Origin of the sequence: Selenomonas sputigena, assembly GCF_026015965.1 — a bacterium.
GTDB lineage: Bacteria > Bacillota > Negativicutes > Selenomonadales > Selenomonadaceae > Selenomonas.
The window spans coordinates 2,416,784-2,430,094 of the sequence record NZ_CP110383.1; the positions used below are offsets into that span (position 1 = coordinate 2,416,784).

General features: G+C 61.0%; 10 protein-coding genes. 4 read left to right on the top strand and 6 right to left on the bottom strand.

Annotated elements, in window-relative coordinates:
* Positions 1-19 precede the first annotated feature (19 nt).
* The 3 genes from OL236_RS11550 to OL236_RS11560 all read left to right on the top strand — a co-directional run bounded on the left by OL236_RS11550 (position 20) and on the right by OL236_RS11560 (position 2,968).
* Positions 20-613 carry an N-acetylmuramoyl-L-alanine amidase family protein gene (locus tag OL236_RS11550; RefSeq protein ID WP_265070728.1) on the top strand — a complete coding sequence of 198 codons (594 nt, stop codon included), beginning with the start codon at positions 20-22 and terminating at the stop codon, positions 611-613.
* Between the two features lie 388 nt (positions 614-1,001).
* On the top strand, positions 1,002-2,321 hold the full coding sequence (locus OL236_RS11555; protein ID WP_265070729.1) for an S-layer homology domain-containing protein: 1,320 nt from the start codon (positions 1,002-1,004) through the stop codon (positions 2,319-2,321).
* A gap of 56 nt (positions 2,322-2,377) precedes the next feature.
* Positions 2,378-2,968 carry an Rpn family recombination-promoting nuclease/putative transposase gene (locus OL236_RS11560; RefSeq protein ID WP_413777376.1) on the top strand — a complete coding sequence of 197 codons (591 nt, stop codon included), beginning with the start codon at positions 2,378-2,380 and terminating at the stop codon, positions 2,966-2,968.
* A gap of 74 nt (positions 2,969-3,042) precedes the next feature.
* Here OL236_RS11560 and OL236_RS11565 read toward each other — a convergent pair whose 3' ends face one another.
* The 4 genes from OL236_RS11565 to OL236_RS11580 form a co-directional block, all read right to left on the bottom strand.
* A complete protein-coding gene (locus OL236_RS11565) occupies positions 3,043-3,693 on the bottom strand; it encodes a response regulator transcription factor (RefSeq protein WP_264917789.1) in 651 nt (216 codons plus the stop codon).
* Positions 3,693-4,937: an ATP-binding protein gene (locus OL236_RS11570; protein ID WP_265070730.1), complete on the bottom strand. Its 1,245-nt coding sequence runs from the start codon at positions 4,935-4,937 to the stop codon at positions 3,693-3,695. The genes OL236_RS11565 and OL236_RS11570 overlap by 1 nt, the downstream gene beginning before the upstream one ends.
* A gap of 1 nt (position 4,938) precedes the next feature.
* Positions 4,939-5,853: a phosphate/phosphite/phosphonate ABC transporter substrate-binding protein gene (gene phnD, locus OL236_RS11575; RefSeq protein ID WP_265070731.1), complete on the bottom strand. Its 915-nt coding sequence runs from the start codon at positions 5,851-5,853 to the stop codon at positions 4,939-4,941.
* A gap of 66 nt (positions 5,854-5,919) precedes the next feature.
* A complete protein-coding gene (locus OL236_RS11580) occupies positions 5,920-9,552 on the bottom strand; it encodes a dynamin family protein (protein ID WP_265070732.1) in 3,633 nt (1,210 codons plus the stop codon).
* A 103-nt stretch (positions 9,553-9,655) separates the two neighbouring features.
* On the opposite strand from OL236_RS11580, the gene OL236_RS11585 reads away from it, so the two are divergent.
* Positions 9,656-11,074: a glycosyltransferase family 2 protein gene (locus tag OL236_RS11585; RefSeq protein ID WP_265070733.1), complete on the top strand. Its 1,419-nt coding sequence runs from the start codon at positions 9,656-9,658 to the stop codon at positions 11,072-11,074.
* Here the strand turns inward: OL236_RS11585 and OL236_RS11590 are convergent.
* On the bottom strand, positions 11,034-11,753 hold the full coding sequence (locus tag OL236_RS11590; protein ID WP_265070734.1) for a DUF169 domain-containing protein: 720 nt from the start codon (positions 11,751-11,753) through the stop codon (positions 11,034-11,036). The two genes, OL236_RS11585 and OL236_RS11590, sit on opposite strands and share 41 nt — an antisense overlap.
* A 93-nt stretch (positions 11,754-11,846) precedes the next feature.
* On the bottom strand, positions 11,847-13,298 hold the full coding sequence (locus tag OL236_RS11595; RefSeq protein ID WP_265070735.1) for a TrkH family potassium uptake protein: 1,452 nt from the start codon (positions 13,296-13,298) through the stop codon (positions 11,847-11,849).
* Positions 13,299-13,311 lie beyond the last annotated feature (13 nt).

Consider the following 13,311-nt stretch of genomic DNA (forward strand, 5'->3'; position numbering starts at 1 on the left):
GAGAAAAGGAGTGGGGAAAATGCGTGTATTTTTGAATCCGGGGCACGACCTTCTGTACGACAGCGGCGCCGTCAATGCGGAGCTGGGGCTTCGAGAGTGCGACGTCGCCGCCGACATCGGCGAGCGCGTGAAGCTCTATCTGGAGCTTGTCGGCATCGAGGTGTTCCTCATGCAGAGCGACAATCTCGCTTGGGAGAGCCGCCATCTTGAGCGCTGGAATGCCGCCGTGACGGACGAGGCGAACAAGTGGTGCGCCGACATCTTCATCAGCCTGCACTGCAACGCGGCGGACGGCGAGGCGCACGGCACGGAGACGCTCATCTATGAGCGCGGCACGAGGGCGGAAAGACTCGCGCGCGCCATCGGCTGGCAGATCACGACGTCGCTCGGCACGACCGATCGCGGCGTCAAGGAGTGCCCTGAACTCATCGTACTGCACGCGACGGCGATGCCCGCCGTCCTCGTCGAGATGGCGTTCATCGACTATCTGCCCGAGGCGCAGCTGCTCACGGAGAAGGCCGACGTTTTCGCACGCGCCATCGCGCGGGGCGTCACGGACTACGAGACGGAAATGCAGGCAGGGGAGAGCGGGGCGTCCGCGATCTCCGAGTGAGGATCGGACACACGGCAGCAGCCCCCGACGTTGAAAAAGCAGCGTCGGGGGCTGCTGTTATTTTATTGGAAGGGTACTCAGCCGCACATCTTGCCAAAATCTGCTCCATCGGTCGCATCTTCGACATAGTTTGGGACTTCAGGATAGAATATGAATCTTTTTCATGTTTTGCTTGCCCCCCCAGCAAGATATGTTATCATTATCAACGAGCAGACTGCAAGCGGGGATATTCTTGAGGGAACGTGGATACTCGGAAGCTCCCCCTTGGATGGTCTGACCACAGTTCATTTCCATCTAGGAAGCGCTGATAAAATGAGGTCGCCCAGATGTGTGAAGATGGGTAGCTGAATGTATCAGTGATTCCCCTATTTCAAAGGAGGAGTTTTTCATGAAGAAGTCTCTGACAGCCGCCTTGACGACGGCACTCGTCGTCGGCGCGGCCTCGACGACCTTTGCGGCGGCGAACCCGTTCAGCGACGTCCCTGCCGATCATTGGGCGTACGACGCAGTCGCACAGCTCGCCGATGACGGCGTCATCGAGGGCTACGGCGACGGCACGTATCGCGGACAGAACGAGATCACGCGCTACGAGATGGCGCAGATGGTCGCCAAAGCCATGGCGAAGGAAGACCAGGTCAATGCCCAGCAGAAGGCGATGATCGACCGCCTCGCCGCTGAATTCAGCGAAGAGCTGAACAACCTTGGCGTGCGCGTCGCGAATCTCGAAGACCGCGTCGACAACGTCAAGTGGACGGGCGAGCTGCGCTATACGTATGAGAAGACAGGCGGAGAATTCATGGGTAAGTATGAAGGCGGTGCGCAGACGAACCATGAACTTCTCTTCCGCTTGGAGCCGGAGGCCACGGTCAACGACCATTGGAAGGTCAAGGCTCGCCTCGACGCCGCTTGGAATCCCAGTACGGATTCGTCGGATGAAGACCATGACAGCAAAGTATCGCTCAAGCAAGCCTACGCTGAAGGCACATACGGCACGACGGTCATCGATGCCGGCAAGCTGCCCGTCTTTACGGAGCAGGGCGTCCTCATCGACGACGATTTGTCCGGCGCTGCCGTGACCTTCGGTGCGGAGCAGCCGTTCTCAGGCACGCTCTTCGTGGGACGCTACGACCTCGCACATTCCGCCTTGGGTGACGAGGTGAAAGAAGCACGGGAGAGGGGCTTCACTGGCAGGACTTGGGCGAACGTGCAGATAGTGAACCTCAACTGGAATCCGTCGGAGAAGTTCCACGTTGGTGCCGACTACATGCGTATGAAGACCAAGGATAACTTCGCTGGATCGGACGCAACGTCGACTTGGGGTCTTGGCATGAAGTGGCGTCCCGAGAGCACGGTCGCTCTTTCGGGCGGCTATTGGAAGAACACGAGCGATGAGTCCGCCGAGGTCAAGAACGAGCATCTGAAATCCTACAATATCGAGCTTGCCTACAAGGGGGCAGAGCCGGAGAATCCGCGTACGTTCGGCCTCCACCTCGCATACCGTTACCTCGGTGGTGGCTCGGTGCTCGCCCCGACCTTCGACGGTGCAATGTGGAACACGAAGGGCTGGGAAGTCGGTGCAGAGTACACCTTTGCCAAGAACATCGTCGGCACGCTCATCTACTTTGACGGCGATCAGATCTACTCGGCAGAGCCTGAAGGAAAAACCGGGCAGAAGAAAGGTTTCGCCCGCGTCGAATACTTCTTCTAAGCTGGAACGAACAGCGGAGCCGCTGCACAGGATTCTGTGCGGCGGCTCTTTTTTGTATGCGAGTCTCATGGTATAATATAAAAAGGCGCACGCGCTACTACCAGTCGATGATCGATGCCGACCTTCTGGAGACAGGTGCTGATTATGACGACCTGAACAAGACCATCATCATTTTCATCTGCCCGTTCGATCCTTTCGGCAAAGGGCGGCATATCTACACTTTCCGCAACTTCTGTGCAGAGGACAAGACACTTGAGTTATCCGACGACGCAGCGAAGATATTCCTGAACGCCAAGGGCACGCTGAACGATGTGGATGAAAGCATCAAGGCATTTCTCGACTATGTGAACGGTATCGTATGCAATGATCCCCTCGTGCGGGCAATCGACGAGGAGATTCGGAGGATCAAGGAAGAGAACGAAGAGAGGGTGAGCTACATGACTTTCGCGATGAAGATGATGGAGGAGCGAAAAGAAGGCTTTAAGGAAGGAAAAGCTGAAGGAAAAGCTGAAGGATTGGCTGAAGGATTGGCTTCTTCTATTCGCAATATGATGAAAAATATGGGCATTTCACTGGAAAAGGCGATGGACGTACTGCAGATTCCTGTGGACGAACGTGCGAAGTATGCCGCACTCGTCAAGGATTGAGCGTACATGATACGATACTTCAAGATATATAAAAAGGCTGCGCATCGTCGAATCCGACGTATGCACAGCCTTTTTCATTTCTTCCCCAATATATTGTGCCTGAGCGCGTAGTCGACGAGTTCCGAGTTCTGCGTGCAGTCGAGCTTCTGCAGGAGGCGCGTCTTGTAGGTGGATACGGTCTTGATCGACAGGTAGAGCTTGTCGGCGATGGTCGAGAGCGAGTAGCCGTGCACGATGAGTTCGAGGACTTCGCGCTCCCTGGCGGAAAGCGCGGCGGGCTCTTCAGGCTCTTCGAGCGCGCCGTCGATCAGAAGCTCCGCCTCGCGCTCGCCGAGGTAGCGCCCTCCTGCGGCGACGGTGCGCAGGGCGCGGAAAAGCTCGGCGTCGAGCGTGTCCTTGCACAAATAGCCGTTCGCGCCCGCACGCAGGCACTCGCAGACGTACTGGCGCTCGCTGTGCATCGTGAGGATGAGGACGCGCACGGCGGGCTGCATCGCCTTGAGGCGGCGCAGGCACTCAAGGCCGCCCATGCGCGGCATCGAGAGGTCGAGGAGCGCGATGTCGACGGGAGTCTTGGCCGCCTTTTCGAGCGCTTCCTCGCCGTCGGACGCTTCGGCGACGACGCTGAAATCTTCCTCGGACGAGAGAAGCAGCGACAGACCTTTGCGCAGCACGCGATGATCGTCGGCGAGCAGGATGCGCAGCGGTTCTTTCTTGTTTTCCATCACGTTTCTCCTCCCTTCTTGCGCGGCAGGCACAGGAAAAGGCGCGTGCCCGCGCCTGGCGCACTCTCGACGGAGAAGCTGCCTTCGAGAAGCTCGGCGCGCTCTTTCATGCTCACGAGGCCGAGGTGGCGGTCGAGACGCGCCCTCTCCGCCGTGTCCTTCTCGAAGCCCACGCCGTCGTCGGCGATTTCCACGCATACTTCCTTTGCCGTCGCGCGAAGCTTCACGCTCGCCTCACGTGCGTGTGCGTGGCGCACGATGTTCGTCAGCCCCTCCTGTACGGAGCGATAGATGACGAGTGCGAGCGTGCGGTCAAGTCCTGTGAAATCGCCTTGCGTCTCCCATCGCACGGTCAGATCTTCGTGCGTGCGGCGCAGGGTGTCGATGTACTTCTCAATGGCAACGAGGAGGCCGAGGTCTTCGAGGAGCGGCGGATGAAGATCGACGGCGAGCTGCTTCAGGCCCTGCAGCGCCTCGCTCGTCAGTTCCCGCGCCTCCTGCAGCAGTTCCCGCTGCTCGGGCGTCGCGAGCTTGCCGTGCAGGATGCGCAGATAGGCGAGGATCGACGCCATCGACTGGCTCGTTTCGTCATGCAGCTCGCGCGAGATGCGCCGCCTCTCGTCCTCACGCGCCGAGAAGAGCTGGCCGATGAGCCAGAGGCGAAGCCGTTCCTTCTGCTGCAATGCGCCGAAGAGCTTCGCGTAGCGCGTCGCGAGGAACGTCGCGAGGAGCGCGAGCGCGAGAAGCACGAGGAAAAGCTCGAAGCCGCGCCGCTCGACGAGGGCGCGCGCCTCGCGCTCGGTGAGGCCGATGCGCAGATAGCCCGTGATGCCGTCGTCGATCGGATAGAGGATCTCGCGGATCGGCCCATCGGTGCTGCTGTAAATATGCGGCTCCAAATCGTCCTTTTCACGAAGCGGCAGCAGTCCTTCGGGCAGGCCATCGGCGAAGGTGCTCGCGAGGATGCGCCCGTCGGGGTACGTCACGAGGATGTAGCGCACCTCGGGATTCTTTTCCAGCGTGCGCTCCAACTGGTCGGAAATCGTGAAGCGGTCGTCGAGGAGGATGTCGCTCGCGATGACCGCGCCGAGCGCCGAGGCGATCTCGCGCCCCGAGCGGTTCAGCCCTTCGATCAGCGTCGCCCGCAGGGTCACGAGGAAGAACGCGCCGAGCAGGAGTCCGCAGAGCAGCACGCTGCCGACGAGGAGGATGTTGAAGCGGACGGTCAGGCTTTGCTTTTCCATGTCACTCTCCCGAAAGGCGCTCGTGCGCGAGAAACTTCTGCCGCAGAGGCTCGTAAAGCCCGCCGTCGGGCGGCACGAAGCGGTCGATGACCGCCGACTGCAGCACGGGACGCATGGCTTCGTCGTCCGCCATCTCATAGAAGATGCGGCGAAGCTGCTCCTTTTCCTCGGGCGCGAGGTTCTGCCGCACGACGACGGGGCCGGTCGGAGCGACGGCAAGCTCATCGATGATGCGCACCTTCGCGGCGAGCTGCGGATTCGTCTGCTCGATATGCTCATAGATCTGGTTGTCGATGCTCGCTCCATCGGCGAGGTGGTTGGCGACCGCCCAGATCGACTTGTCGTGGTGGTGCGTGTAGAAGATGCGCCCGAAATACTGCTCGGGCGTCAGCCCTTCTTCGAGCAGGCGGTAATCGACGGCGAGCCTGCCCGAATGACTGAGCGGATCGACGAAGGCGAAGACGCGTCCTTTGAGCGAGGCGAAGTCCTCGATTTCGCTGTCGGCGGCGACGATGACGAAGGTGCGGTAGAGGATCGTGCCCTTCGTCTCGACCATGGCGAGAAGTTCGATCGGCTCGTGGCCGCGGTACGCCGTATAAGCGCCCGTCGAGAGGAAGGCGACGTCGGCTTCGCCCGCCGCGACGAGTTGATCAAGCTCGGCCGCGCCGCGCTTCTGTACCATGGTGACGGGGCGGCCGAGCTTCTCGGCGAGGTAGGCGGTCATACGTTCATAGGGGCGGCGCGTCTCCTCGGGACTCATGACAGGCGCGAAGGCGATGACGAGCGGGCGCTCTGCAGCAGGTGCGGCAGGCGCGGCCGCATGACGCGCAAAGTCGATGAAGCCTTTCTCATCGCCGCAGCCTGCAAAAAGGAGCGCGAGGGCGGCGAGGATCAGCAGGACTGCCTTCTTGGCCATACTGTCACCTCCTTGCGAATGTTCGCATCTTCTGCGGGCTTTGCACGAAACGAGCCGCGCACCTTCTCAGAGCTTCGCGCGGATCTCTCGCAGTTTCGCCGCCGAAAGCCCGCCCGCCAGAGCGGCGCGGTGACCTTCGTAGTAGCCTTGCGCTTCCCTTTGCACATGGGCGAGCGCCGCCTCGAATACGGCGCGGCTGCCCGAAAGCACGCGCTCTTCGAGGCGTGCGCCCTCTCTTTCGAGATAGGCGCTGACCATGGGGCGAAGCCTTTCCTTGAGCGATTCCGCCATGATCTTGCTGCCGCCCTTTTCGAAGAACTGTGCGGGGCTCTTGAAGAGCGCAAGTTCCTTGGCGAAGACCTGCGGCTCGACGTCGGCGAACGCCGTCGGAAACGAGAGGTCAAAGTCAAACTCCGTCGCTTCCACGCCGAAGGAGAAGTCGCGCTCGCCCTCGGAGAGCGTCTTTGCGAGCGTCTCCTGCAGTTCTTTGCCGCGCTTGGCGAGGAAGCGCTCCAAGCGCACGGCGGTCGCACGCATCTCCTGCGCGAGGTCGAAGCCGAGGCTCGCGAGAAGCTCCTTCATCGCCTTTTGGAGACTCGCTTTGCCGTGCTCGCGGCCGAGCGTCGCGGCGTTGAAACTCAGGCGGAACATGTCCTCATAGCGCAGGAAGACGCGCTCCGCGACGTAATAGAGAAGCTCCGCCTGCTCCTGCGCGGCGCGTTTTTCGATGCCTTCGCTGCTCTCTTTTTCGAGAATGTCCTTCGCCCGCGCCGCGTTCTTTTCGAGCGATTCGCGCCGCTCGGCCTTCTTCTCGGCGCTTTCCTCGCTCTCTTCGATGAGGCGGCTCAAGAGCGTTTGGGCACGCGCATAGTCGCCTTCGGCGGCGCGTACGGCAAGGCCTGCGAGGTCGTGGAAAATGAAGTGGTGGAAAGCGTTCTCGAACTGCGTGCCGCGATGCTCGCCCGCGAGCTTTTCCTTGAGGATCGCAAGGCTCGATACGGCATGAAGGCGCGGCCTCTTGATGCCGAAGCGCGAGAGGTTCGCGCGCACATAGGCGAGCACGTCGCTCGCGTCCTCCTCGCTCTCAGCGAGGTCGATGGCGTTGACGATGAAGAACATCTTGTCCATCTCGAAGGCGTCCTTGACGCGCCCGAGCTGCACGAGGAATTCGCTGTCGGCATGGGAAAAGGCGTGGTTGTAATACGTGACGAAGAGGATGGCGTCGGATTGGCGGATGAAGCGGAAGGAGAGGTCGGTGTGACGCGCGTTGATGGAGTCGGCGCCCGGCGTGTCGACGAGCGTGACGCCCCGACGCGTGAGGTCGCAGTCGCTATAGATCTCGATCTCCTCGACGAAGCATGCCTTGTCCTCGTCGACCGCGTAGGCGGAGAAGTCTTCGAGCGTGCAGTCGAGCCACGCGCCCGCCTTGCCCTCGAACATCGCGCGTCCCTTCTCGTAGGCGCGCAGGAAGGCCTGCTGCTGGCGCAGGTCGCTCGCGCGCGTCAGCACGTCCTCGACGAGCGCGGGCGCTTCCGCGAGAGCCTTCGCCTCGCGCTCGAAGGGCGCAAGGGCGCGGTTCAGATCGGCGAGCAGCATCGCTTCGTCCTTCAGGTGGACGCGCACCGTGCCGTGCGGCTTTTCCTTCGTCACGGGCAGGATCTTCTGTATGACGGCGGTCGTCGGGTTCGGCGAGACGGGCAGAAGGTTCTCGCCGAGGAGCGCATTCGCAAAGGACGACTTGCCCGCGCTGAACGCGCCGAAGAGCGTCACGAGATAGCCGTGCCCTTCGAGCCGCTCGGCACGCAGGGAGAGCTCTTCGGCGAGCCGCGAAAGCCCCGGCACGTCCGCGACGAGTTCGCCCGCGCGGCGAAGGCGCGGCGCCCATGCCGCAAGGTCTGCCCGCGCGGCGTCATCGGCAGGCAAAGCGGCAGCGCCCGCCTGCATTTCCTCCGCTTCCGCCGCCAGAGACGCAGCCTCGGCCGGCGCGTCCTTTTGCACCGCGCGCCCTGCCGCGTTGTCCGCCGCGCTCGGCGTGCCGTCGCCCTCTACGATCTCGACCGCCTGAGGCGCGAGCGTGAAGAGCGCAGCGTCTGTCGTGTCCGTGCGTTCCTCGCTCGCGAGAAGCTTCGCCAAGGCTTCCCGCTTCGCCTGGACGCGCTTCTTCGCCTGCCGCACGGCGAAGAGCGCTGCGACTTCTTCGGCCATGCCCGAAAGCTCTGCCTCGATGGCGGCGAGGCGCACGCCGTTCCGCTCCTCCATGCGTGAGAGGAGATCGTCTCCGACGGCGGCGAGACGCGAGCGCGCGCACTCTTTGACCGCCTTTTCGAGCGCGGCCGTGTAGTTCAGCACATAGCTGCCGTCGTAGCTCGTGCTCGCGCCTTCTTTTTGATTCTTTTCCAGCACATCTTCTTCAGGCAGAGCCGTGAAATTCTCGGCGAAGGCGGCGGCCGCCCCGCCCTCGATGTGTCGGTCGCGCGCAAAATCCTTCAGATACGTTGCGATGTGCCAATCGACCTGCAGCCGCACCTTCTCCGCGAGAGCCTGCCACAGGCGCTCGCGGCGGGCAGCACGCTCCGCCGCCGTCTTCTTGCCGCGCCCAAAGAAGCCGACCTTGAAGCCGGGCGAGGAGGCTTCGAGGTAGAGACGCGCCAGTTCGCGCACCTCGTACGGCATCATGTAGGCGCTGGCGAGGATCTTTTCGATCCCTTCGTTGAAGGCGGCGCGTCCGTCCTCACGCAGACTCTGCGCCTCCTGTTCCAAGGCGCGGCTGCCCGCCCAGAGCGCGTCGCGCTCCGCGACCGACAGAGGTTCGAGCACGCGGCGGGCGTCGGCAAGCCCTTTTTCCTCTGCTTTTTCCTCGCGGCTTACGGCATCGGCGCAGATCTTTTCGAGAGAGCGGGCGATCGATTCTTCGAGTGCCGCCGCACGATTTTCGAGCGCATCGCGCAGGAAGGCCTGCATCGCCTTGAAGTCGTTGTGCGCGTGCGACTCGTCCTTCATCGAGGTGAAGAAGACCGCCTCGGGCGCGACGCCCCATGCGGCGAACGCGTCCTTGACGCCGGCAGCAAACGCGGCGAAGGAAAGCTCTTCCTCGCGGTGCTTGTCGATCTGGTTGATGACGAGCGCGACGCGCTTTCCCGCTTCCGTCAGCGATTTCGTGAAGAGAAAACTCTCCTCCGACTGCACATGGTTGTAGTCCATGACGTAGAAGATGAGGTCGGCGAGGTGGATTGCCTCCTCCGTCGCCAGGCGGTGCGCGGCGTCGGTCGAGTCGATGCCCGGCGTATCCATGAGCACGACGCCCGCAGGAAGAGATGCGGCCGCCGTCGAGATCTCGATGCTCTCGATCGCCGTTCCGTCGCGGCAGAACGATTTCACGAGGTCGTAGTCGTAGGGCGCGAGGTAGCGGCGCGGCTTGCCGTCTCTAAAGCGTGCCTCGGCGTACTCTTCGCCGTGTCTGACGTAGACGAGGTTCGCGCTCGTCGGTATGGGACTCGACGGCAGGAGCATCGCGCCGAGGAGGCGGTTGATCATGCGCGACTTGCCCGCCGAAAAATGACCGCAGAAAGCGACGCCGAATTCGCCGCGCACGAGCTTTTCGGCAAGCTGGCGTACCTTGCGGGCGCTCGCCGCATCGCCCTCGGCTGCAAAATGATCGTAAAGCCGCAGCAGTCGGCTCTTCAAGATGACGCTTTGCATAGATCCTCCTTTGACTTCGCCCTTGCTTTCTGCCGCTGCATGGATTACGATGGAAGTCAGAAAGTCTTGCATGAGCGGCAAACCTGCAGGGAAAGGAATCAAAATGATAGAAACTCTTCAAAACCTGAAAAAAGAAGGCATACGGCTCTACTATTTCCTGCCGGACTTCCAGGCGCCGGAAACTGTATGGCGCACGGTATTCGAGCGATACGTCAAAATCTTTTGCGCGGCAGACAACGTGGCGCTGCTGCTTGACTTGTCCGCCGCAGAAGGCGCTCAAGAGCCGCTGGCGCAGTTCAGTCAAGCGCTTGACGCGCTCGGCGACGACGCGCCGGCGGTACTGACCTTCGAGGGTGAGGCGGCGCTGTCTTCTGCCGCGCTTCGTCTGGCGGACGTCTTGATCCTCACGAGAGAAGAGCGTTCGCTGCGTCTCTTGAACCGCCTCGAAACGCAGCCGCGAATCCTTTACGGCGGCGATGCGGCGATCTTTTCCCGTGACGAAGCACGCGGGGACGATGCGCATTTCGATGTGTCCGTCTGCATTCTCACCTATCGGTCGGATTTTCTGAAGCTCAAAAGGACGCTCGCCTCCGTCGTTGAGCAGAAGGGCTGCTCGTTCGAGATCGTCATCGCCGATGACGGCTCGGAAGATTTCCCGAGGAAGGCCATCGAAGACGATCTCGCTTCTAAGGGATTCACAGCCTACAAGATTCTTCAAGCACCCAAAAATCAAGGTGTCGTGCGCAATGTATACCGCGCTTTTTCCCATGCACGAGGGAAGTACATCAAGAACATCTCTCCTGGCGATTACCTGTACAGCGACCATGTATTGGCCGACATGTTCCGTTTCATGGAAGAGAGCGGGTATCCGGCCGCCTTCGGACGCGCCTGCTATTATCGTGAAGAGGGCGGGCAGTATCATATATTGGATGAAATGCACCCGCGGAATTTAGAACCGTATGAAAGGAACGATTTCGCCGCAGCAAGAAGGGCGCATCTTCTATGTCAGGATTACCCGATCGGCGCCGCCTTCATGACGCGCCGCAAGCTTCTCATGCAGTACACGAAGCCCCTGCTGGGCAAGGCGGTTCATCTCGAAGACCGCGCCTACACCCTCATGATCGCCGACGGCATCGACATCGGCTTCTGGAATCACAACCTCATCTGGTACGAGTACGGCAGCGGCATATCGACGAGCACGGACGAACGCCGACAGGCGCAGGTCATCAAGGACAATCAAGCGTGCTTCGCGCTGATCGCCGAAAAGCATCCGGAGCTTTCCGGCTGGTGCAAGTGGCACATCTTCAACGAAGAAGATATGGAAGATGCGTGGCTCGCCTACTACGAAGAAGTGAAAGACTACTATCAAAAGGTCGATGCGTCCGTCGCCGAAGCGAAAAGAGCCGGGCGATGGATATATCTGCAGGACATCGAGCCGAAAGCGCTGGAAAGGATTGTTCAGGCGCAGGTCATTTTGCCTCCTATAGACGCATCGAAATCTTCCGCCACGTCTCCTTCGTGAGGAAGCTTCCCTCCGCCTCACGCTCCATCTCCAGGAAGCGGCTGTACGGTATCCCAAAAGAAAGCATATCCTTCGGGATGCACTTCCTCGCCGAAGGATCGGTCAGCCCGATGAAGCAGCTCTTGCCGCCGTCCTGCTCCTCGGTCACCGGATAGAGCACCGCCTGGGCGCATCCCGCACCGAAGAGCAGCTTGACGTTGTCCTGCGTCCTCTTGTCGTAGTTCGCGAGCGTAGCAAGAACCGAGATCTGATCGGCATTGACGAGGAAGATCACTGCGAGCGGGCGCTCATCGGGCAGGACATCTCGCAAGGGCTTACAGACGACATAGGGCTTACCGTCATGACGCTTGATGTTCTCGATGAAGTCCCGCGCCAATTCCGGAGTTTTCTTGTAGAACTCGCCTTCTCTGCCGATATGCTCGCCTCCCGTTGAGAGGAAGTATTCGATCCAACCGTGCGGGTAATCCTGAAAGCCCAATCCCGTCTTCGCACCGAGACAGGCGGTCGTCTTTTCAGCAAAAACGGCCGTCTTTCCCTTGCTTGCGGTCACAAGCAAGGCGACCGAGCATCCCCTGACGCCTTCCTTGAACTGCACGGCGTTCTCAGGCGCTGCATCGGCATGAAGCACTGCTACGGGTTGGTTTTTCAGATGGATCAGTTTTGCGATTTTGCTTTCCATGGATGGTCACTCCTTTTGCTAAAACAAATCGCTGTGCGAGCCTGTCCTCGTGAGATACAAGATCAAGGTTTCTTCAATAATATTGTTCCGTCGTCACCAATTCTTCTTCGACCGCCAGAACGACGGGTAGAGCATGACGAGCAGCGTGAAGAATTCGAGCCGGCCGAGCAGCATGGCGAAGCACAGGATGCCCTTCGTGAAGTCGGATAGTCCCGCGTAGTTCTCCGTCGCGCCCGCAATGCCGAAGGCAGGGCCGACGCAGCCGACGGTCGTTACGCTGATGCCGATGGCGTCGAAGGTCTTGATGTTGTCCGCCGTCATGAGTACGGCGAAAAAGGCGATGGCAAGGACGTAGAGGAAGAAGAAGACCGCCGTGCGGTGGAGTGTCGCCTCGTCGACGCTCGCGCCGTTGATGCGCACGGGCGTCGTGACGCGCGGGTGAAGCTTCTCCAGAATGATCGTGCGCACCATGCGAAAGAGCACGAGGATGCGCGCGATCTTCAGTCCCGCCGCCGTCGAGCCGACGCAGCCGCCCGTGAGCATGAGGAGAATCAGGATGCCTTTGGAAAAGCCTGGCCAAAGTTCGTAGTCGGCGGAGACGAAGCCCGTCGTCGAGAGCGACGTCGCCTGAAAGAGCGCGAAGCGCAAAGCGTCGGGCACGTTGTAAAGCCCTCGGTAGAAAAGATTCGCCGCGATGAGCAGCACGGCGCCGCCGACGATGCCGAGGTACGCCTTGAACTCGGAGTTGCGCCACAGCACCTGTGGCCCTTTCTTGTAAACCCGGTAGTAGAGCCCGAAGCTGCCGCCCGCGATGAACATGAAGAGCGACATCCATAGCTCGATGGCAGGACTCTTGAAATGCGCGGCGCTCGCGTTGTACGTCGAGAAGCCGCCCGTGCCGATCGTCGACATCGCATGGTTGACGGCGTCGAGCGCACTCATGCCGCAGGCGAAGAAGGCGAGAAACGCCGCGCCCGTCAGGACGACGTAGATGCGAAAGAGTACGCTCGTGAGGTTCTTGAGGCGCGGCAGGACGCGCTCCGAACCCTGGGCGCTCGATTCGGCGTTGTACATCGTGATGGCGCTCTGCCCCGTCGCGGGCAAAAGAGCGATGAAGATGACGATGATGCCGAGGCCGCCAAGCCAATGCGTGAGGCTTCGCCAAAGGAGCACGCCCTGAGGCAGGGCCTCGATGTCTTCGACGACGGTCGCGCCCGTGCCCGTGAAGCCCGATATGCTCTCAAAGACGCCGTCGAGGTAGCCGAGATAGCCGCCCAGAAGGTACGGCAGCATGCCGAGGAAGGTCGCCAGAAGCCAGCCGCCGCCCGTGATGGCGATGCCCTCGCGAAGCGTCAGACGTTCGCCCGGCTCTTTTCCTGCGCGGCGAAGCGCCGTGCCCGCCGCTGCACTCAAGAGGGCTGTAGCGAAGAGCGGCAAGCGAGAGGATTCGGCGTACCACAGGGAAACGGCAAGCGGCACGAGGAAAATCAGCCCTTCGGCCTGCGCGATGCGCCCCAAAAAGTACGCCACGACCTTGATGTCCAAAGGAGAAGCCCTC

Bases quoted from the DNA above. Each gene is read 5' to 3' on its own strand.
- OL236_RS11565 (WP_264917789.1), bottom strand. From the start codon at position 3,693: ATGGAAAACAAGAAAGAACCGCTGCGCATCCTGCTCGCCGACGATCAT.
- OL236_RS11590 (WP_265070734.1), bottom strand. From the start codon at position 11,753: ATGGAAAGCAAAATCGCAAAACTGATCCATCTGAAAAACCAACCCGTA.
- OL236_RS11585 (WP_265070733.1), top strand. From the start codon at position 9,656: ATGATAGAAACTCTTCAAAACCTGAAAAAAGAAGGCATACGGCTCTAC.
- OL236_RS11570 (WP_265070730.1), bottom strand. From the start codon at position 4,937: ATGGAAAAGCAAAGCCTGACCGTCCGCTTCAACATCCTCCTCGTCGGC.
- phnD (WP_265070731.1), bottom strand. From the start codon at position 5,853: ATGGCCAAGAAGGCAGTCCTGCTGATCCTCGCCGCCCTCGCGCTCCTT.
- OL236_RS11560 (WP_413777376.1), top strand. From the start codon at position 2,378: ATGCGAGTCTCATGGTATAATATAAAAAGGCGCACGCGCTACTACCAG.
- OL236_RS11555 (WP_265070729.1), top strand. From the start codon at position 1,002: ATGAAGAAGTCTCTGACAGCCGCCTTGACGACGGCACTCGTCGTCGGC.
- OL236_RS11550 (WP_265070728.1), top strand. From the start codon at position 20: ATGCGTGTATTTTTGAATCCGGGGCACGACCTTCTGTACGACAGCGGC.
- OL236_RS11580 (WP_265070732.1), bottom strand. From the start codon at position 9,552: ATGCAAAGCGTCATCTTGAAGAGCCGACTGCTGCGGCTTTACGATCAT.